The sequence below is a fragment of the Aquidulcibacter sp. genome (assembly GCF_044346625.1).
Taxonomy (GTDB): Bacteria; Pseudomonadota; Alphaproteobacteria; order Caulobacterales; family Aquidulcibacteraceae; genus Aquidulcibacter.
The window spans coordinates 1-18,275 of record NZ_JBIIYV010000058.1; the positions used below are offsets into that span (position 1 = coordinate 1).

Annotated in this window: 20 protein-coding genes, 1 other RNA gene and 2 pseudogenes; 10 read left to right on the forward strand and 13 right to left on the reverse strand. The window is 57.2% G+C overall.

Features of this window, described 5'->3' with window-relative positions:
- Both ACIQ20_RS12750 and ftsE read right to left on the reverse strand, forming a co-directional pair.
- Positions 1-270, reverse strand: a pseudogene (locus tag ACIQ20_RS12750) (hypothetical protein); the annotation flags it as partial.
- An 86-nt stretch (positions 271-356) separates the two neighbouring features.
- Complete coding sequence (gene ftsE, locus ACIQ20_RS12755) at positions 357-1,091, reverse strand: cell division ATP-binding protein FtsE (protein ID WP_395780854.1); 735 nt, start codon at positions 1,089-1,091, stop codon at positions 357-359.
- A 66-nt stretch (positions 1,092-1,157) separates the two neighbouring features.
- Between ftsE and ACIQ20_RS12760 the strand changes: the two are divergent.
- From ACIQ20_RS12760 to ACIQ20_RS12770, 3 genes and pseudogenes are all read left to right on the forward strand, one after another.
- Positions 1,158-1,256, forward strand: a pseudogene (locus ACIQ20_RS12760) (zinc-ribbon domain-containing protein); the annotation flags it as partial.
- Positions 1,257-1,268: 12 nt separating this feature from the next.
- Positions 1,269-2,021 (forward strand): hypothetical protein, encoded by a 753-nt coding sequence (locus ACIQ20_RS12765; protein WP_395780892.1) that lies wholly within the window; start codon positions 1,269-1,271, stop codon positions 2,019-2,021.
- A gap of 17 nt (positions 2,022-2,038) precedes the next feature.
- On the forward strand, positions 2,039-2,563 hold the full coding sequence (locus tag ACIQ20_RS12770) for a phosphoribosyltransferase (RefSeq protein WP_395780856.1): 525 nt from the start codon (positions 2,039-2,041) through the stop codon (positions 2,561-2,563).
- Here the strand turns inward: ACIQ20_RS12770 and ACIQ20_RS12775 are convergent.
- Together ACIQ20_RS12775 and ACIQ20_RS12780 are read right to left on the reverse strand one after the other, a co-directional pair.
- A complete protein-coding gene (locus ACIQ20_RS12775) occupies positions 2,553-2,894 on the reverse strand; it encodes a hypothetical protein (RefSeq protein ID WP_395780858.1) in 342 nt (113 codons plus the stop codon). The two genes, ACIQ20_RS12770 and ACIQ20_RS12775, sit on opposite strands and share 11 nt — an antisense overlap.
- Before the next feature lie 77 nt (positions 2,895-2,971).
- Positions 2,972-3,184 carry a hypothetical protein gene (locus ACIQ20_RS12780; protein WP_395780860.1) on the reverse strand — a complete coding sequence of 71 codons (213 nt, stop codon included), beginning with the start codon at positions 3,182-3,184 and terminating at the stop codon, positions 2,972-2,974.
- Positions 3,185-3,365: 181 nt separating this feature from the next.
- On the opposite strand from ACIQ20_RS12780, the gene ACIQ20_RS12785 reads away from it, so the two are divergent.
- Complete coding sequence (locus tag ACIQ20_RS12785; protein WP_395780862.1) at positions 3,366-3,944, forward strand: cob(I)yrinic acid a,c-diamide adenosyltransferase; 579 nt, start codon at positions 3,366-3,368, stop codon at positions 3,942-3,944.
- A gap of 21 nt (positions 3,945-3,965) precedes the next feature.
- Here ACIQ20_RS12785 and ACIQ20_RS12790 read toward each other — a convergent pair whose 3' ends face one another.
- Positions 3,966-4,772 carry an OmpA family protein gene (locus tag ACIQ20_RS12790; protein WP_395780864.1) on the reverse strand — a complete coding sequence of 269 codons (807 nt, stop codon included), beginning with the start codon at positions 4,770-4,772 and terminating at the stop codon, positions 3,966-3,968.
- Between the two features lie 216 nt (positions 4,773-4,988).
- Between ACIQ20_RS12790 and hisS the strand changes: the two genes are divergently transcribed.
- The 3 genes from hisS to hisG are packed head-to-tail and all read left to right on the forward strand — an operon-like array spanning position 4,989 to position 8,300.
- Positions 4,989-6,470: a histidine--tRNA ligase gene (gene hisS / locus ACIQ20_RS12795; protein ID WP_395780866.1), complete on the forward strand. Its 1,482-nt coding sequence runs from the start codon at positions 4,989-4,991 to the stop codon at positions 6,468-6,470.
- Positions 6,467-7,600 carry an ATP phosphoribosyltransferase regulatory subunit gene (locus ACIQ20_RS12800; RefSeq protein WP_395780868.1) on the forward strand — a complete coding sequence of 378 codons (1,134 nt, stop codon included), beginning with the start codon at positions 6,467-6,469 and terminating at the stop codon, positions 7,598-7,600. The genes hisS and ACIQ20_RS12800 overlap by 4 nt, the downstream gene beginning before the upstream one ends.
- Before the next feature lies 1 nt (position 7,601).
- Entirely contained in the window at positions 7,602-8,300 is a 699-nt protein-coding gene (gene hisG, locus ACIQ20_RS12805; protein ID WP_395780870.1) for an ATP phosphoribosyltransferase, read from the forward strand.
- On the opposite strand, the gene ACIQ20_RS12810 is transcribed toward hisG, so the two are convergent.
- The 5 genes from ACIQ20_RS12810 to ACIQ20_RS12830 form a co-directional block, all read right to left on the reverse strand.
- A complete protein-coding gene (locus ACIQ20_RS12810) occupies positions 8,297-8,767 on the reverse strand; it encodes a PaaI family thioesterase (RefSeq protein ID WP_395780872.1) in 471 nt (156 codons plus the stop codon). The two genes, hisG and ACIQ20_RS12810, sit on opposite strands and share 4 nt — an antisense overlap.
- The gene (locus tag ACIQ20_RS12815) at positions 8,764-9,240 is read right to left on the reverse strand and encodes an SspB family protein (protein WP_395780874.1); all 477 of its coding nucleotides are present in this window, start codon (positions 9,238-9,240) and stop codon (positions 8,764-8,766) included. Before ACIQ20_RS12815 ends, ACIQ20_RS12810 begins: the two co-directional genes overlap by 4 nt.
- A 213-nt stretch (positions 9,241-9,453) precedes the next feature.
- Positions 9,454-9,810: a transfer-messenger RNA gene (gene ssrA / locus ACIQ20_RS12820) on the reverse strand.
- A gap of 17 nt (positions 9,811-9,827) precedes the next feature.
- A complete protein-coding gene (locus ACIQ20_RS12825) occupies positions 9,828-10,733 on the reverse strand; it encodes an alpha/beta fold hydrolase (protein WP_395780876.1) in 906 nt (301 codons plus the stop codon).
- A gap of 1 nt (position 10,734) precedes the next feature.
- Entirely contained in the window at positions 10,735-11,448 is a 714-nt protein-coding gene (locus tag ACIQ20_RS12830) for a hypothetical protein (protein WP_395780878.1), read from the reverse strand.
- Positions 11,449-11,551: 103 nt separating this feature from the next.
- Between ACIQ20_RS12830 and ACIQ20_RS12835 the strand changes: the two genes are divergently transcribed.
- Entirely contained in the window at positions 11,552-12,442 is an 891-nt protein-coding gene (locus ACIQ20_RS12835) for a LysR family transcriptional regulator (protein ID WP_395780880.1), read from the forward strand.
- Here ACIQ20_RS12835 and ACIQ20_RS12840 read toward each other — a convergent pair.
- Positions 12,439-13,638 (reverse strand): Mrp/NBP35 family ATP-binding protein, encoded by a 1,200-nt coding sequence (locus ACIQ20_RS12840; RefSeq protein ID WP_395780882.1) that lies wholly within the window; start codon positions 13,636-13,638, stop codon positions 12,439-12,441. The genes ACIQ20_RS12835 and ACIQ20_RS12840 overlap by 4 nt on opposite strands.
- 113 nt (positions 13,639-13,751) lie before the next feature.
- On the opposite strand from ACIQ20_RS12840, the gene hflK reads away from it, so the two are divergent.
- Positions 13,752-14,948, forward strand: a complete 1,197-nt coding sequence (gene hflK / locus ACIQ20_RS12845) for an FtsH protease activity modulator HflK (RefSeq protein ID WP_395780884.1) — start codon at positions 13,752-13,754, stop codon at positions 14,946-14,948.
- Positions 14,945-15,769 (forward strand): protease modulator HflC, encoded by an 825-nt coding sequence (hflC, locus tag ACIQ20_RS12850; protein ID WP_395780886.1) that lies wholly within the window; start codon positions 14,945-14,947, stop codon positions 15,767-15,769. Before hflK ends, hflC begins: the two co-directional genes overlap by 4 nt.
- Before the next feature lie 367 nt (positions 15,770-16,136).
- On the opposite strand, the gene ACIQ20_RS12855 is transcribed toward hflC, so the two are convergent.
- Together ACIQ20_RS12855 and atpD are read right to left on the reverse strand one after the other, a co-directional pair.
- Positions 16,137-16,538 carry a F0F1 ATP synthase subunit epsilon gene (locus tag ACIQ20_RS12855; RefSeq protein WP_395780888.1) on the reverse strand — a complete coding sequence of 134 codons (402 nt, stop codon included), beginning with the start codon at positions 16,536-16,538 and terminating at the stop codon, positions 16,137-16,139.
- 223 nt (positions 16,539-16,761) lie between these two features.
- Entirely contained in the window at positions 16,762-18,207 is a 1,446-nt protein-coding gene (atpD, locus tag ACIQ20_RS12860) for a F0F1 ATP synthase subunit beta (protein WP_395780890.1), read from the reverse strand.
- Between the last annotated feature and the right edge of the window lie 68 nt (positions 18,208-18,275).

Genomic DNA, 18,275 nt, shown 5'->3' on the forward strand with positions numbered 1-18,275 from the left:
ATCCAATGTTGCGCCCATATCGGTGCCATAGTTACGCAACAAATCCTTTGCGCGGTCGCGGCTCATAGCTTCGCTGCGCGTCACGCCTTCCACGCGTCGGACAATTTGGGCCGCCCGGATTAAATCTTCATCCGTCCGGGGGCTTTGGACCACCACGCTCAACGCGCTCTTGAGGTCGCTGGTCCAGGTGTTGGCGACCCTGAGCCCGGCCGAAGCACCAAGCCCAGCTAAACAACCCAAGGCACACATAATCGATACAACGATGGTCAATGGCCGCACTTGTCTCGAATCGGCTGGCAAGAGCGCGCGATCCGAATCGCGGGTTATCTGCCTCCACAGCGATTGCAGTGCTTTTATCATTGCTTTGCCTTTGGTGCCGGGCCTAAATTGGGGGCTTGGGTCAATTCGCCGGCCTCCAATCTCAGAACAGGGGCCCCTGAACGGCGTACCAAGTCAAGGTCGTGCGTTGCAATCACGACTGTTGCGCCCAATTTATGAAGTTCAATGAACAACCGAATGATCCGGGCGCCCATCTCGGGGTCAACGTTGCCGGTCGGTTCGTCGGCGATCAGCAGAGACGGTTTGCCAACCACGGCCCGCGCGATCGCCACCCGCTGCTGTTCCCCGCCTGACAAAGTTTCTGGCAAGGCATCAATGCGACCGCCAAGTCCGACCCAGCGCAACAAATCATCCACATCCTCGGCATAATCGGCCTTAGGCACATAGCGCACGCGAAACGGCATGGCGACATTATCAAATACGGACAAATGGGGCAGCAGCCGGAAGTCCTGAAACACCACACCAATCTTGCGCCGCAGCATCGGCAAATCGTCGCGACTGGCGCTGCCAACATCGACCCCGAAGAGATTCGCCCGGCCTTGGCTTGGCCGCAGCGCCAGATACATGAGTTTCAACAGCGTCGATTTGCCCGCACCCGATGGACCCGTGAGAAAGTAAAAGCCGCCGCTCTCCAGCTCAAACGACACATTGCGCAAGGCTTGGGTGCCGGAGCCATAGGTGACGCCAACTTTGTCAAAGCGGACGATTGGTCCGCCCTCTCGATAGGAAGGGGTGCGAGTTTTTTCATTCATGAGTAGACTCTGACAGCGAATAAGCGCTTTTTTGTGGTTGCGCTAGCCGGGTGATTCGTCTCTTTCATGCTACTCACATGCCCTCAATGTTCTGCGAAATACAATGTCACTGACGGTGCGATCCCGTCGTCGGGCCGCACTGTCCGCTGTGCGGCATGCGGAAACTCGTGGCGGGCGATGCCTGCAGGCGCCATTGGCTACACTGCCAGCACACAAAAGGCACCCAGTGCTGCCGAAACAAAAAAGGCAGGTCTGCTGGCGAAATTGGGTCTTGGCAGCAAGAAAGCCAAGCCTGGCAAGCTAGAACCCCATGAAGTAGCGCGGAAAAAGGCGCTGGACCAAATCAAGACCACCAATCGCTTGGCAGCGGGAATTCCGTGGGCGATTAGTCTTAGTCTGTTGATCTGCGCATTGGCTTCTGCCGCGATTTATCGCTCAGACATTGTGCGCGTGTGGCCGAAATCAGCTAGCGCGTTTGCCGCGGTTGGCCTGCCAGCCAACCTCTATGGCGTCGATATTCGCGATATCACCATCACCTCCTCAGCCGATACCAAGGGCCCGAAGATTGAAGTGAAAGGCCTACTTCAATCGGTGTCGCGCACATCGGAATTCATTCCCTATCTCAAAGTTTCGCTGGTTGATGGTAAGGGTCTAGAGCGCCTGTCGTGGATGGTGGATCCCGGGATCGAAAGTTTAGGCCCCGGCAAGGCGCATCCCTTTGCCAGTTCTCGCGCCAATCCCGTGCGTGGTAGTCTGAAGGCAGTGATCACCTTCGCCGACCCGCCGCGCAAGGGCCCACGTCCAAAGCCAGAACTACCGACCGGCAAGTCTGGTCTCATGGGCGCAGAGCCTGTGGCACCTGCAAAGCCAGCAGATGTTCCCATGGTCGATCATGGCGAAGGCCATGACGCCCCTGTGGCTGCGCGATAAGCAAGAGGAGTGCAGGCGTGACAGCACAGTTGGATATTCTGGTTTCAGCGCAAGAAATTGATAGCCGCATTCAAGACCTGACCGCCCAGATTGCGGGCAGGCTCGAAGAAGATGCTGTCGTGGTTGGCCTGTTGCAGGGCGCCTTTATCTTCATGGCCGATGTGGTGCGCGGTCTGGCCCGCCACGGAAAAACCCCCCGCACCGACTTCCTTTGGCTGTCCAGCTATGGCGATGCGCATGAAAGCGGTGGCCGCATCAATGTGTTGGCGGATTTACAAAAGCCCATTGGTAGACGGCAAGTTCTGATCGTCGATGATGTCTATGATACCGGCCGCACGATCCTGTTTGCCAAATCCTACCTGGCTTCCAAGGGCGCAAGCGAAGTTTTGACCTGTTTATTGGCACGAAAGCCCTTGGCAGCAGAGCTACCTGCTCCAGATTATCTTGGCTTTGATCTGCCGGATCGGTTTTTGGTTGGCTATGGCTTAGATGACGCGGGCCGGGGCAGAGGCCTACCCGATATTTGCGCGGTTAGGACTTAGGGTCAGTTGGGGTCTCAGTCGGCTCTATTTTTAGACGTGCCATGATCTGGGGCCAACGCACGGCAACCCAAACTAACGACCAAGCATTGCCAAGAAAGATTACAGGCACAGCCCATAGAAGGCGGGTCTTGAGGTCTTTTTCCACGACCCAGACCGCAAATCCATAGAGCAAGAAGCCTAGATAGAGATCGACTAGAGAGACTTGCCCCCAAGGCATGGCCGTGATCGCGCCAAACTCTGCCCCAAAGTCACCCCGCACACTGGCCCAGCCGATCAGGGCAGTGAAGGCAATGGAAAGGATCAGGCAGAGCAGTCGGATGGGATCGGTCATACCGAGTGATTTAGCACGATTGCGCGCAAGTTCGAGGTTTCTTTGCGTACTTTGAAATCGTGGCGGTAGTCCGACGATCAAGCCTGTTCATCTCGCTTTGCGTAATATCGCCCGAGCCAATGAAAAAGGCGCTGAAAAATGAGCATCAAACCATCAAACAGGCAAGCAGCTATAAGTCCTCCGCCTAGGGCGATGCCAAAGCTTACGGCATTAAGCTGATGACCTTCAACCAACCTGACAACCAGAATCGCCGCAGAAAACGCAAGGAATGAAGTGATGAAGCTCTTCATGTTGGAATAATGCCTCCACAAAATCGCTGCACTTCGTAGAATATCACACTACGTTAGATCAAGCTTCCCGGCCGCTCAAGGCGGGCTCATGCCCTGTCACTCCCGCAAAATAGCAGTTTCGTGCTTTGGCAGGAAGGCCTTGGACCTATAGTAAGACCAAGACAGAGAAATGGGATAAAGCATGGTCACGCTCAATAAGATTTACACGCGCACAGGCGATGATGGCACCACCAGCCTTGCCACCGGCGAGACCGTTCCAAAGTTTGACGCCCGCGTGGAGGCCTATGGCGCGGTGGATGAAGCCAATGCCGCCATTGGTGTCGCGCGCTTGCACAGTGCAGCTGACGCGGAGCTCGACGCGATTCTGGGCCGTATCCAAAACGATCTGTTTGACCTAGGCGCGGATCTGGCGACGCCAGAACGTGGCAAGCCCTTGGCTTGGGAAGCTTTGCGGATTCTGCCCAACCAAGTGACCCGGCTGGAAACCGAAATCGACGCGATGAATGCAGCCATCCCGCCCCTTGATTCTTTCATCTTGCCAGGTGGCACGGCGCTTTCAGCCTATCTGCACGTGGCGCGCACGATCACGCGGCGGGCAGAGCGGCAGGTGGCCGCTTTGATGCAGATCGAGGGCGAAGTGGTCTCCCACGCCGTGCTGCACTATCTCAACCGGCTTTCAGACCTGTTGTTTGTGGCGGGCCGTCGCGCCAATGCCAATGGCGCTGAGGATGTAAAATGGGTGCCGGGCCTGACGCGTTAGCCTTTCCGGCCTGCAAAGACGCTATTGAGCACCATCTTCCACGATCTTGAATTCAATCCGGCGGTTTTTGGCATCGGCGTCCGCATCACCGCCTGCGTCTTTAGGCTGGGTTTCGCCATAGCCAGACACGCCCAACAAGCTGGCTGGAACAGACTGAGACACCAGATAATCGGCAACCGATTGCGCGCGACGTTCTGATAACGCCTGATTAGCTGTGGCGTCGCCGCGCGCATCTGTATGTCCGCCCAACTCCACCCGATAAGTTTCGCAGCGCTTGGCTACCGCTGCCAACGCATTGAGCAAAGGCTTTGAGTCTTCGGCCAATACGGCGCTAGCCGAACCAAAATTGATCACCCGGCCATCGAGCAGCGTGTCGTAAGCGGTTTGGCAGGCCTTCGCATCGGGCGTAGCACCCATGGCAGAGGCCGCATCCGGGGCATCAACCATTGCCTGCCCAGCCAGCGTAATGGCGTTTTCAAACGCGAGGACTACGCCAACATGGCTGGGATCACTCAAAACGGCCTGCTTTACCACGTCAAAGGCACGCGCCCGGCTTTGCGCTTCTTCTGTATCGCCCGAGACAGTCAACACCCCTGACTTGAATTTCACGTCGGCAAAGGACATCTTTTCCTTGTCCAAAGCTTGGCGTGCGACATCGCGCCAATCAGTCTTTTTTGGAGCCTCGGCAGTGGCTGGCTCGTCGAGCTTTGCAGGCTTGAGAGGACCGGTAAGCGAAAGACCGGTTGCCGCCAGTGCCGCGAACATCGCAATGGCCACACCTGTTCCCGAAGCAAGGGCTTTCCGGCGACGCTGCGACTTTCCGCTCATGACGCTAACTTTCTCTAAAAAGGCATGCCCAAGGCTGCTTAGAAACAGGATCTAAACAGATTGTCTAATCCTGCTCTTATCCGGAGTCACCTTGATTCCTGTATCAAAACACCGTGTGGTGGGGCAGATGGCAGGGCGATATCAGGCAGATTGATTGCCGCCTGCGCCATGTCGCGATAAACACCGCCTCCATCTTTTCTCCCACCGGGCTTTTACATGACCGAAACGAAACCAAATGCGCCGAGCCGTCCGCTTGCCCGCTCGCCGCGTGGCTTTATTGATCGCCGGGCCGGCGCCTTGTTGGCCGAGCGCCGCGTCGTGGAAAAAGTCCTGCGGGTCTATGAATCCTGGGGCTATGAGCGGCTGGAAACCCCCAGCTTTGAATATGCCGATGCGCTGGGCAAATTCTTGCCTGACCAAGATCGGCCTAATGAAGGTGTGTTTGCGCTGGAAGATGACGATGGCCAATGGATGAGCCTGCGCTATGATCTAACAGCACCCCTTGCCCGCTTTGCCGCGCAAAATTGGGATGGCCTGCCTAAACCCTTCCGCCGCTGTGCCGCAGGACCTGTTTGGCGCAATGAAAAGCCTGGCCCTGGCCGCTATCGGGAGTTCTGGCAATGTGACGCGGACTGCGTCGGCTCTGCCCGTCCTGAAGCCGATGCAGAGGCGATTGCCATGGGTGCTGCAGCGGTCGAAGCCGCTGGCGTGCCGCGCGGGCTTTATGTGGTCAATGTCTCAAACCGCAAGTTGCTCGATGGGCTCTTGGCCAAGATTGGCGTCGATAGTGAAGATACAGCCACCCGCCTTGGCGTGTTGCGCGCTGTCGACAAACTTGACCGCTTAGGCGCTGAAGGGGTTGAGCTCTTGTTAGGCGCTGGACGCAAGGACGAGTCGGGCGACTTTACCAAGGGCGCGGGGCTTGGTTCCAATGCTATTGCCCAGGTGATGGCCTTTACCTCCACCCGCAAAGCAACGCGACTTGAGACACTAAACGCGTTGGACGCAGTGGTAGGCGATACCGTGCTTGGCGCTGAAGGCGTCGCAGAACTTGCTGCCATTGATGCCACTTTGCGCGCTTTGGCCGTTCTCGAAGACCGCGCCTTCTTTGATCCTGCCATTGTGCGCGGTCTGGAATATTATACCGGCCCTGTTTTTGAAGCCGAGCTCTTGGCCGAGACCCTGGATGAAAAGGGCAATAAAGTCCGCTTTGGCTCCATCGGGTCTGGCGGGCGCTATGATGACCTCGTCATGCGTTTTCGCGGCGAACGTGCGCCTGCCACAGGGTTTTCGTTGGGTGTCTCGCGCTTGGTCGCAGCTTTGTCCGCCTCGGGCAGCCAGCCAGAGGCCGCGCAAGGCCCGGTCGTTATCCTCGCCCTCGATGGTGATGCGATGGCAGGCTATATGCAGATGGCCAACGAACTGCGCCAAGCGGGCATTGCGGCTGAAGTCTATCTCGGCAGCTCTGGCATGAAGGCGCAGATGAAATATGCCGATCGCCGGAAAGCGCCGGTCGTCGTGATGGAAGGAAGCCAAGAGCGCGAAGCCGGCAAGGTAACTCTAAAGGACCTCAATCTGGGTGCGAAACTGGCCCAAGCGATTGAGTCAAACGAGGCATGGCGACGTGAGCGGCCAGCCCAAGTTGAAGTCCCGCGCGCCCAATTGGTGCAGGCCGTGCAGGACATGTTGCAGCCATGAACCAAGAGACTGGTCCCAAAATGCAGGCTGCTTGGGCTGCTTTGAAGGCCCGGGGTGGGCAAGAAGTGGCTTTGCCCACTCTGTTGCCCGCAGCATTGGTGCTGGAATTGGCAGGCGAGGATGTGCGCCCACGGCTTTATTTTGCTTCTGGCCCGGATGGGGCTGAATTGTGCTTGCGGGCCGACCTCACCATTCCAGCGGCCTTGCACTATGCGCAAGTCACCGAGACGGATAACGAGCCTGTTGCTTGGGTATGCGAGGGCAAGGTGTTCCGTGCCCCAAAGCCGGGTGAAGATCGCGCGCCGGAATTTGTCCAAATTGGTCTGGAGCGCTTTGGCGATAGCGACCGGATTGAAGCGGACGTGACTGTGTTTCTCGCCGCCTGGGAGGCGTGCCGAGCGGCCGGAGAGCGAAACTTATTCGTTCGTCTGTGTGACGGCGGCCTGTTGCCGCACATCATTGCCAAGGCCGATCTACCTGAACCATGGGGCCAAGCGCTTGGCGAAGTGGCCAGTCACAAGAGTGCGCTGAAGCGCGTCTTGGTTCAAGCTGCAGGGACCGGGCCAAGCCGTCAGATCAGTGCCTTGGAACGCACGATTGCCGAGTTGGACCCCGAACGCGCCCGCAACACCGTTGCAGAAGTACTGTCCCTCGCGAACCTGTCTCTGCCCGGCAATCGACAGTTGGCTCATGTGGCTGATCGCCTTGCGGCCCGGGCCAAGCGCGCCATTGCCGAACCCCTTGCGCCAGAACTGGCCGTGACTTTGACCAAGCTGATCCATTTAAGCAGCCAAGGCTCGCTCACCGCCAGTTTGGATGAATGCGTTACCTTGGCAGCCAAGCTAGGTGTCGATTTGATGGATTGGCGGCAGGCTTGGACCTTAAGGCTCGACCGCATTCAGCAAGAAGCGCCAGAGGCTTTGGCGCAAGCCCATTTTGAAGCCTTAAGCCCAGAGGCCTTTGACTATTACGATGGGATGGCCTTCGATCTGGCGGCTGAGCCAAGCTTCGCGCGGCCCGTGGCAACCGGTGGGCGCTATGACACTTTGGTGGACGAGATTTCATCTGGTGCACGCCAAGCCCGCGCCGTTGGCTGTGTGATCCGCCCTGCGCGATTTGGAGGGCAATAAGATGGCAAGCGTGACCTTGGCCTTGCCCTCTAAAGGGCGCCTGAAAGAACAATGTGAAGCCTGGCTGGCCAAGAAAGGCCTTGTTCTGCGTCAGACGGGTGGCGAGCGCGGCTATAGTGCGACGCTGGATGGGTTTGACGACGTTCAGATCCGCTTGGCCTCAGCCAGCGAAATCGGCAAGGCGCTATTGGCCGGTGAAATCCACCTCGGCATCACTGGCGAAGACATCGTGCGTGAAGCCGCCAGCGACGTCGACGCACGCCTCACCATAGAGGCCCGCTTGGGCTTTGGTCGGGCTGATGTGGTGGTTGCCGTGCCCAATGGCTGGATCGATGTTGAGACCATGGCAGATTTGGCAGAAGTCGCCACCGACATGCGGCGTCAAACAGGGCGGCGGTTCCGGATCGCCACAAAGTTTACCCGCCTGACCGCGCAATTCATGCGTGACCATCACGTCGCCGACCACCGCATCGTCGATAGCGCTGGCGCAACGGAAGGTGCACCCGCTGCTGGGATTGCCGAAGCAATTGTGGACATTACCACGTCGGGGGCCACCTTGAGCGCCAACGCGCTTAAGATTCTGGATGATGGGGTGATCTTAAAGAGCGAGTCCTGCCTGATGCGCTCGACCTTAGCGGAATGGAACGGTCAGTCGCGCGCGACCGCCGCGCAACTCTTCAGGCGGTTGGAATTGGCTTAACCGTCCGCCCGGGGGTGACGGGCTGGCAAAGGGGTAGGCAGTACGGTTGAAGTCGCGCGTGCCACAAGTTTGCCGTCTGCATCAAACAAATCTGCTTCCAGAAACGCTGCTTTGTTGCCCCATTTCACGACGCGGCCTTCAGCTTGCACGGGGCCAGCAGGGCAGGGGCGCAGAAAAGTCGTCTTCAGCTCTAAGGTAGGGACTGCAAACGCCATTTGCCCGGCAACGATGCCAGCAATTGCCATAGCTTCATCCAACATGGCTGTGACAAAGCCGCCTTGCAGCGCGCCGCGCGGATTACACCACGCAGCCTGGCCGACCATTTTGATCCGCACGCGGCCAGCTGCCTGATCGATAGATAGCACCTCAAGTCCCAGCGTGTCGGAACAGGCGGGACGAGACTTTGCTTGGGTAAACTTGGCCAGAACTTCCGCATCCGTGCGGGGCTGGCTGGTTTCTGCGCTCACTTCTTACGCCGGAACGCGTCGAGACTGACAACGGCACCGGTGCTCGGCGTTTTGACGACTGTGTCTTCAACTTCGGATTCCAGCACGTCATCATCCAAGTCGGCATCGGGCGACAGATCGTCGACCACATCAAACGGCAAAGCAAAGCGTACGGAAGGGTCATAGAAACGGGTGATTGCCGCAAATGGGATCACAATACGCTGCGGCACGCCGCCGAAATGCAAGGTGATGGCGAACCAGTCATCGCGCACTTCCAGCCCTTCATATTGATGCTGGACCACAATCGTCATCTCATCAGGATATTTCGCAGCCAGATATTGCGCGACCTGCACGCCGCGAGCGCGGGTACGGAAGCTGATATAGAAATGGTGGTCACCAGGCAGGCCCGTCAACGCAACTTTGATTGCATCGCGCACGACGCCACGCAGGGCATCTTGGGTTAGCTTTGCATAGCCGATGAGGTCTTCCGACATCAGGCTCGTCTCCTGCTTTTGGCCATTTCTGGCGTGAATGAATCGAGTCTCTTCTTAGTCCCGCTTGCCCAAGCGCGCAATCGACTTCGGTGTCCAAGCGAAACAAGGCACCCAATGCGCGAGTGACTCAAATACGGTGGGCAATGCATGCCTTCAGCGTGGCTTGGGTCAAGTAGGGAGGTCCTGACTAAGGAGCTGTTTATAAGCGGAAAGTGGAGGGGGTTGCTGTTGCCGGGCCCCCCTCCGTGCCCCGCCTTCGGCCGAAGCCTTGGGACTTAGTCGGATGTCAATCAGACCGCATTACGCAGCCAAACGGACTTCCTGTGCAAAGTTATCGTTTGCATTTGTGAAAATGGGCGGTTGACGAAGCCCACGCGGGTAAAAGTAACGTCTTTACACATCCGTCGATCCTGATCGGCCCCACACTCGCGTCGATACACGCAGAGAGCTTGGTGGAGCCGCGGGGAATCGCACCCCGGTCCGGCCTGCTTATTTCACGCACGTTTATCACCATAGTCCGGCGAACCGGACACCAACAATATAGGCCCTCTTTCTAGCTATGGGAAGGGGCGTGACCAATCCAGCGTCTAATCTTGCTTCAACCAAGCCAATAGATCACGACAGACGCGCGCTGGGTCCTCGAGTTCGGGTGTGTGTCCTAGGTCAGGATAGCTGATGTAATCGACGTGATCGGCCAAACGACGCGCACGTTCAACGTTTTGCTTGGGGTGACTGCGATCGGCTTCGCCCCAAAAAGCCAGCAAGGGCTGACCAGGCTTATCCAGTTGGATCGATGGGTCCATGTAAAGCTGATAGGCGCTGGCAAGGGACCACATGGCACCATGCTCAAACGATCTGCACGCACAGGCCACAAACTCATCCAGCATGTCCTTTCGGCCAATCGACAGGCGGTACCAGTCTGGCATGCGTTTGGGGGCAAGCTGCTTCATCACCCATTGACCCAGAAAGGGCCGCGCCAGAATGCCTTTGGGATCACGGCCGGCCTTCCAAGTTTCGAAGGCTGCAACATCGCCAGCCTGTAAAAGGACAAGTCGGGAAACCAGCTCGGGTCGTCGGCAAGCCAGATCAATCGCGCACAGGCTTGCAACACAGGAGAAAGCCAGAATAGCGCCTTCACCGGCCACATCTTTCAGAAAGCAGGCGACGTCGTCATTAGTCTCGTAAAAATCAAACCGATAGGCTGGATCAACGGCGCTAAACCCCATAGCGGGGAGTTCGAAGATGATCACGCGAAAATGCGGGCTAAAGGCATCTAGAAGCGCATCGTAATTCTCCAGCGTCATCGGCGGGTCGGCGGAAAAAACCAGCGTAGGCCCGCTGCCCCGCAGCCGGTAGCGGTATTGGGTCAGAGGTGTACTGTAAAAGCCAATCTCGGGCGAGGTAGAGGCCGCCCATCCAGCCTTAAAGGTGGCCATCTTGCGACGGCCACCCCACGTGTCCAGCTTGGTTCCCAGTTCACGTATGGTCTTCATTTTACGGCTTCTCCGATTTGACGGGTTGGATCATGATAACAGGAGCTTTGAGAAAGGTGACTTTGCCAGCCTGACCATATCTTTTGGTCACGCGCGCATGCCAAGCTGGCCCCAAAAAGGCCTCTGCGCTGGCCTGATCTTCCCAAAGATAGATTCCGCCAAAACTGCGATCGGGGCCTTGGGTAAAGTATTTATAGATCAGATGCGGCGTGGCGGCATAAGTTGGGATGGCGTCTCGCAGGCCTTTCTTTACCAGCCCGTCAGTCGCATACCAAGGCGTCTTAATCTCGATAATAGTTGCGACATTGGTAGCGGACGGGGCTACTTGAGCAGCACCAGCTGTCACAGCGGGGACAGAGAAGTAAACCGGGTCTGCTTTGACCCCATAGGTTTTTTGTATGCGTTCCAGCCACGCAGCATTGAAATGGGCTTTTGCGGCGGCTTCGTTTTCAAACAGATAAAGGCCGCCAAAACCCGTTTGGCTGTAGGTGAAATACTTGCGCTCAAGTCCCCGTACCTTTGCATAAAGGTGGATCGCCCGGGTGAATTCAGCATTGAGCGTCTCATCCGTCACGCCGGCTGGGCGCGGGATAGATACATAGACAGCGACTTTGGTTTGAGCAGCTTCTGCGGCGGCTCGTTGTGGGGCTAATCCAAACCAAGCACCCAGTCCAACCAACGCACCTAGCGCGAGCAAAGAAAGAAAAAGTTTCATCTTGAACATCCTTTCGGAGGGGGAATACACCGCCCGTTGACGCCAAATAGGCCTTGACCGATCGGTCTAGCTAGGCATAAAAATGGAAAACGGATTTTCAAAAATGGTAAATGAACAGGCGATCGATTGGGAAGCAGTCCGGTGCTTTGTCGAGGTGGCCCGCCGCGGTTCCCTTTCCGAAGCAGCAAATGAACTAGGTCTATCCATTCCGACGATTAGTCGGCGTATTGATGGGCTTGAGGCGCAACTCGAATTACTGCTGCTGCGCCGTGGACCGCGTGGTGCTCACTTGACCGAGGCTGGGCACGCTATCTTGCAGGTGGCTGAGCCTGGTGCTCGTCAATTGAGCCAAATTGCCCGCCGTGCCCGTGCCCTTCAAGATGGACCCAACCTACCGTCGGTGCGCATTTCGGCGACAGAAGCGGTGATTGCCGATGTACTGGCCCCGAGATTAGCGAATCTGCGAGCGCAAGATGCGTCGATCTGCATTGATTTGGAGGTGTCGAATGACATCGCCAATCTCAATGCCGGGCGCACAGATATGGCGATCCGCATGGTGCGCCCGCAGGAAGAGACCTTGATAGCGCGTCGCTTGCCTGTGATCCGGCTGGGCCTTTTTGCTTCCCCTGACTATCTGAGGGGCAAGGCTTTAGACCGCTTGGTTCTGCAGGATGAACATCTACTTTGGCTCGACCGTCAGTATGGTGACATCGCTGAGAATCTTTGGTTGAAAGCACAAGGGCTAGACGCGACCATTCGTTTTTGCTCCTCCAGCGTGCGGTCGCTCCTCAATGCTGCAGTCGCTGGTGTCGGGATTGCACCATTGCCGGCCTTTGCAGCCCTACAGGCAGGGTTGATTGAAATACCCCTGCGCATCCTGCCAGACCGCCAGCCGTGGCTGGTGTTCCACCGTGACACCAAGACCAATGCGCGCTTGCAATTGGTCCGCGATTGGATCGTGACCTGCTTCAAAGACGCCTTGGCTGAGGCTTAAGGGACAAAGCTAATCACGGGCGGGGCCTTTGTTTCCTGATGCAGCAGGCCGTCATAAATGTGGGCGGCAATCGATAAGAAGGCATTGGCTGTATCACTGCCAGGAGCGGCGACAACATAGGGCACCCCGCCATCACCACTTTCGCGAATACCCACTTCTAAGGGAATTTCGCCCAGAAACGGCAGGCCCAACGCCTCTGCCGTGCGTTTCGCGCCACCTTCGCCAAACACATAGAGGCGGCTCCCGTCTTGTTGTGTGAGCCAAGCCATATTCTCAATCACGCCCAACACAGGAACATGGGTCTTTGCGAACATGCCTGCGCCACGGCGCACGTCGGCCAAAGCAACTTCCTGCGGCGTAGATACGATGACCGCTGCGTTTAGGGGCACACGCTGTGCCAAGGCCAATTGGGCATCGCCTGTGCCCGGCGGGGTATCCATTACCAGCACGTCTAAAGGTTCGGCAGCGGTGCCCCAAGTCACATCTTCTAGCAATTGCTTGATGGCGCTCGTCACAATCGGGCCGCGCCAGATCATCGGGGCGTCTCCGTCGACCAAATAGCCGATCGACATGGTCTTGAGGCCATAGGCCATAACCGGCAGGAGTTTCTTATCCTCGCCCACTTCTGGCTCAGCCGTAACTGTCCCCATCATGGTGGGAATGGACGGGCCATAGATATCGACATCGAGCAAGCCGACCCGCAGACCCAGCGCCGACAAAGCTGCCGCCAAATTGACCGCCACAGTGGACTTACCGACGCCGCCTTTGGCGGAAGCGACGGCCAAAATCGCGGTGATGCCTGGAATACCTGCTTTCACAGTTGGGGCTTGGGCGACCCCCTGTTTGAGGGCTGCATCGGTAAGTTTTGCGCCTTTGCGGACGCGCTGTTGACCAGCCGGCGGTGCGTCGTTTGTTTGTGTGTTTTGTGCAGCACCAAGATGGGCCGTCGTCACCACAGTGACCTTTCCCGCGCCGGGTAGACCCTTGATGGCGGCCGTCGCCGCCTGTTGCCAATGGCTAGCTGCACTTTCTTCACCTTTTGGCACTGAAATTGTTGCTAGCACGTCCCCCCATTCGGAGACCCGTACATCCTCAATAAGTCCTTTATATACAATACTTAAGCCGTCAGATGCGCGCATGGTGTCGAGAATTTTTAACACATCCTCGCGTTTGAGTGATCGTTTGATTCCAAACACCTTCTTGATCCCTTTAGCTGAGCACGCACATAAGGGACTGTAACGCCCGCTTGCAAGTCTCTGGCATGTGCCTTTGCCTAGGTTGAGCGGCTCTGAAATGGAAACACGTCTCTATGCCTTGGAATGATAATTCGTCTGGTGGCGGTGGTGGCCCTTGGGGCCCCAGTGGTGGTTCGAATGGCAATCAACAGGGCAATGGCTCTGGGCCCAAAAATCCATGGGGCAATGGTTCAAACCAGCCACCGCGGCGTCCGGGGACGTCTGGCGAAAGCGGCAATTTGGATGAACTGGCTAAACGCGTTGAAGATCGCTTGAAAAGCGTTCTTGGCGGCGGCGGCAATGGCGGCGGCGGCTATAAAGGTGGCGGTGGCGGCGGTGAGCCCATTCAGTTTGACAAACGCACCATCGGCGCGATCGTCTTGGTCGCGGTGTTAGGCTGGGCTGCAACAGGGGTTTACGTTGTTGATGCCGGTGAAGAGGCTGTGATCCAGCGCTTTGGCAAGTATGTGCATACGGTCGAGCAGGGCTTGCAGTTCCATCTGCCCGCGCCGATTGAGACCCGTCAGATTGTTGACGTCCAAAACGCACGGTCTTTGACGGTCGGTGGCGGCTCTGAAGCCGGCGCTAATGACGGTCTCATGTTGACGGCCGACGAAAATATCGTCGACGTTGGCTTCCAAGTTTGGTGGCGGGTCGAAAACTCGCGCGATTATTTGTTCCAAGTTGCCCATGGCCCAGAGGGCCGCGGCAATGCCGAGGAGACCGTACGCGCTGTTGCAGAGTCCGCCATGCGTGAAGTCGCCGGTAAATCACAGCGTGAGCAAGTGCTGTCTACTGGTCGGGCACAAGTGGAAACCCAAACCCGTGACCTCATCCAGCGCACGCTGAATGAGTATAAAGCGGGCATTCGAATCACACAGGTGAACTTGACCAAGGCTGAACCCCCTGCAGCGGTGAATGACGCGTTCCGCGAAGTGGCGGCGGCAAGCCAAGAAGCGGAAACGAAAATCAACCAAGCCCGTACCTACCGCAACGCAGTGGTTCCCCAAGCCCAAGGTGACGCAGCGCGCTTCAATCAATTGTATCAAGAATACAGACTGGCACCCGAAGTGACGCGCCAGCGGCTTTATCTGGAAACCATGGAGCGGGTCTATCAAGGGGCAAACAAAGTGTTGCTTGACCCCGGCCGTGCGGGTGCAAGCCCGATGGTGGTCTTGCCACCTGAATTGTTGAAAGGGGCCGCAGGCCCAGCTGCTGCAGCCTCTGCGCCTTCCGCGCAAAATGCGAACCCACAGGGAGTTGTCCGATGAACGCGCGTACCCTTCCCATTTTGGGTGGCTTGGCCTTTGGTGCGATGATCCTTGCCAATGCGTCTTTGTTTACCGTCAGCGAAACGCAACAGGCGATCACGCTACAATTCGGTCAACCCAAGAACTTCTTCAATATTGATGGCACAAGCCCCGGTCTGAAGGTGATGATCCCCTTTGTCCAACAGCGCGAAATCTACGATCGGCGGATCTTGGACCTTGCCCCATCCGGCAAGAGCGAAGTGGTGACTGCCGACCAAGAGCGTCTCGAAGTCGATAGCTTTGCGCGCTGGCGGATTGTCGATCCACTGCGCTTCTATCAGGCCGTCCGCACCGAGGGGCGTGCCCGTGATCGTCTGACCAGCTTGCTGGAAGCGTCCTTACGGCGCGTCTTGGGTTCGGCTCAATCGACTGACATCATCTCGGGTCGTCGCTCGGCTTTGATGAACTCGATCCGCTCTGAAATGAACCGCGAGGCAACTGCGCTCGGTATTCAAGTCGTTGACGTGAAGATTCGCGCTGCTGACTTGCCGCCAGCCAACCAAGAGCGGGTGTTTGAACGCATGCGCTCTGAGCGCCAGCAGGCAGCAGCCAGCGTCCGTGCTGGCGGTGACCGTCAAGCGCAAGAAATTCGTGGTGGCGCGGATCGGGAACGGGCTAAGATTATCGCAGACAGCTATAATCAAGACCCTGACTTTGCGGCCTTCTATCGCTCGATGCAGGCCTATGAGAAGGCTTTGCCAGCTGGCACAACAATCGTGACCACGCCGGACAGCGACTTCTTCCGCTACTTCAAGAGCCGCCGTGGCGGCAATGGTGAGTAAGAGGGGTTAGTGCGTAATCCCTCTTCATCTGAAGGCGTCTTGGAGCCAAATCTGTTGCGCTCCAAGTGGTCTCCCTTTTATATAGGCACGCCGATCTCCCCTCGCCCCCAACGGGGGAGAGGGGGCGGAGGTGAGGCGGGCTTGGCGCTCAAGCGTGTTGCTTTGTGCAATTAAAAGCTTCGCAACGCCACCATCAATATTGTGACTGGAAAAGCCCTCACCCCAACACGTCGACCAATTGGTCGACCCCACACGGCGAGGGGCTTTGCGTGGGAAGGTTACCTCTACGAAAGAGGACGGCGGGCACATTAAAACGCGTCCCGAGTGGAAAAGCTCCCAGAGAATTTTAATGCAGTTGGAAAGAGGCCTAAGCCGCTGCGCGGATGGCTTCGAGGCGCGCAAGCTTGCGTTCAGCGGCGGCCTTCAGGTCCGGATCCTTGGCATCGCGCGCGTCTTCACGGGCGTTCTGCAGGTCCTTTTCAAGCCCTGCTGGATCTAGCTTTGCTAGGTCCACAGCATCTTCAGCCAGAATCGTCAGGCCCTGCGGCGTCACGTCGGCAAATCCACCGCCGACGAAAATCTTACGCTCGCTCGCGCCATCGAGAATGCGGATTGCGCCTTGCTGAATCACCGTCATGAACGGAGCGTGCTGGCTCAACACACCAAACTGGCCATCCACACCAGGTACCACCACCTGATCTACTTCACCCGAATAAAGGGCGCGCTCGGGTGAAACCAATGAAAAGTGAAGTTTGCCTGTGGTGGCCATGAATTTGCTCGCTGATTGCGGGAAAGGATTTGTTGGGGTGCATTTAGCATTTGAGCGCCCAGCATGCAAAGCACTGCAACAGTCGTTGCGTCACCTCAGCGTGATCAAATGTGGCTGGTGCGCCAACTATGTCCCTGACCTAGGGCCGCCTCCAAAATGCTAGAACGAAAAAGCCCCGCAGCATTGCTGCGGGGCCATATTTTTGTTTTGTGCAAGGCAGCGTTTACGCGGCTTCAGCAGCCATCTTTTGAGCCTTGGCAATCGCTTCGTCGATATTGCCGACCATGTAGAAGGCTTGCTCTGGCAAGTGGTCGTAGTCACCGTTCACGAGGCCCTTGAAGCCACGGATGGTGTCTTCCAGCGAGACGAGCTTACCGGGCGAACCGGTGAACACTTCTGCGACGTGGAACGGCTGTGACAAGAAGCGCTCAACCTTACGGGCGCGCGACACGACCAATTTGTCGTCTTCCGACAATTCGTCCATGCCCAAGATCGCGATGATGTCTTGCAGGGCTTTGTATTGCTGCAGGATTTCTTGAACCCGACGGGCAGTCTGGTAGTGATCTTCACCGACGATACGTGGCTCAAGGATCCGAGAGGTGGAGTCCAGCGGGTCCACAGCTGGGTAGATGCCTTTTTCAGCGATCGAGCGGTTCAGCACGGTCGTTGCGTCCAAGTGGGCGAACGAGGCGGCTGGTGCAGGGTCGGTCAAGTCGTCGGCTGGCACGTAGATGGCCTGAACCGAGGTGATGGAGCCCTTAACCGTCGAGGTGATGCGCTCTTGCAAGCCACCCATGTCGGTTGCCAAGGTTGGCTGATAGCCCACGGCCGAAGGAATACGGCCCAAAAGCGCCGACACTTCCGAACCAGCTTGGGTAAAGCGGAAGATGTTGTCCACGAAGAACAACACGTCTTTGCCTTCTTCGTCGCGGAAATATTCGCACTGAGCCAAGCCGGTCAAAGCCACGCGTGCACGGGCACCTGGGGGCTCGTTCATCTGACCATACACCAAGGTGCAGCGCGAGCCTTCGGTAGAACCATTGTTCTCCTTCGGATCTACGTTCACCTTCGATTCGATCATTTCGTAATAGAGGTCGTTGCCTTCACGGGTGCGCTCACCCACACCGGCCAACACCGAATAGCCACCATAGGCTTTTGCGATGTTGTTGATAAGCTCTTGGATCAAAACGGTTTTGCCCACGCCGGCACCGCCGAATAGACCGATCTTACCACCCTTGGCGTAAGGGCAGAGCAAGTCCACAACCTTGATGCCGGTGGCCAAAACTTCTGGCGCTGGCTTTTGGTCAACAAAAGCAGGCGCTGCTTGGTGGATCGAGCGCTTGCCCTGGGACGAAACGATTGGGCCGGCTTCGTCGATTGGCTCGCCAATCACGTTGATGATGCGGCCCAACGTAGCAGGACCAACTGGCACCATGATGGGGTTGCCGGTGTCAGTGACTTCTTGGCCACGAACCAAGCCTTCGGTTGCGTCCATCGCGATGGTGCGCACGGTCTTTTCACCCAGATGCTGGGCGACTTCCAACACAAGGCGCTTGCCATTGTTGCTGGTTTCCAAGGCGTTGAGGATGCTTGGCAGTTCGCCATCAAATTCAACGTCGACAACGGCGCCGATCACTTGGGCGATTTTGCCTTTAACATGGATGCTCATCTGATTTGCCCTTCGTAGTCTCTTGCTGCGCGATCTGTGCGTGGCTTAAACCGCCTGCGCACCCGCGA

Coding starts and splice junctions, on each gene's coding strand:
- ftsE (WP_395780854.1), bottom strand. CDS start 1,091: ATGAATGAAAAAACTCGCACCCCTTCCTATCGAGAGGGCGGACCAATC.
- ACIQ20_RS12765 (WP_395780892.1), top strand. CDS start 1,269: ATGCCTGCAGGCGCCATTGGCTACACTGCCAGCACACAAAAGGCACCC.
- ACIQ20_RS12775 (WP_395780858.1), bottom strand. CDS start 2,894: ATGACCGATCCCATCCGACTGCTCTGCCTGATCCTTTCCATTGCCTTC.
- ACIQ20_RS12780 (WP_395780860.1), bottom strand. CDS start 3,184: ATGAAGAGCTTCATCACTTCATTCCTTGCGTTTTCTGCGGCGATTCTG.
- ACIQ20_RS12785 (WP_395780862.1), top strand. CDS start 3,366: ATGGTCACGCTCAATAAGATTTACACGCGCACAGGCGATGATGGCACC.
- ACIQ20_RS12790 (WP_395780864.1), bottom strand. CDS start 4,772: ATGAGCGGAAAGTCGCAGCGTCGCCGGAAAGCCCTTGCTTCGGGAACA.
- hisS (WP_395780866.1), top strand. CDS start 4,989: ATGACCGAAACGAAACCAAATGCGCCGAGCCGTCCGCTTGCCCGCTCG.
- ACIQ20_RS12800 (WP_395780868.1), top strand. CDS start 6,467: ATGAACCAAGAGACTGGTCCCAAAATGCAGGCTGCTTGGGCTGCTTTG.
- hisG (WP_395780870.1), top strand. CDS start 7,602: ATGGCAAGCGTGACCTTGGCCTTGCCCTCTAAAGGGCGCCTGAAAGAA.
- ACIQ20_RS12815 (WP_395780874.1), bottom strand. CDS start 9,240: ATGTCGGAAGACCTCATCGGCTATGCAAAGCTAACCCAAGATGCCCTG.
- ACIQ20_RS12825 (WP_395780876.1), bottom strand. CDS start 10,733: ATGAAGACCATACGTGAACTGGGAACCAAGCTGGACACGTGGGGTGGC.
- ACIQ20_RS12830 (WP_395780878.1), bottom strand. CDS start 11,448: ATGAAACTTTTTCTTTCTTTGCTCGCGCTAGGTGCGTTGGTTGGACTG.
- ACIQ20_RS12835 (WP_395780880.1), top strand. CDS start 11,552: ATGGTAAATGAACAGGCGATCGATTGGGAAGCAGTCCGGTGCTTTGTC.
- hflK (WP_395780884.1), top strand. CDS start 13,752: ATGCCTTGGAATGATAATTCGTCTGGTGGCGGTGGTGGCCCTTGGGGC.
- hflC (WP_395780886.1), top strand. CDS start 14,945: ATGAACGCGCGTACCCTTCCCATTTTGGGTGGCTTGGCCTTTGGTGCG.
- ACIQ20_RS12855 (WP_395780888.1), bottom strand. CDS start 16,538: ATGGCCACCACAGGCAAACTTCACTTTTCATTGGTTTCACCCGAGCGC.
- atpD (WP_395780890.1), bottom strand. CDS start 18,207: ATGAGCATCCATGTTAAAGGCAAAATCGCCCAAGTGATCGGCGCCGTT.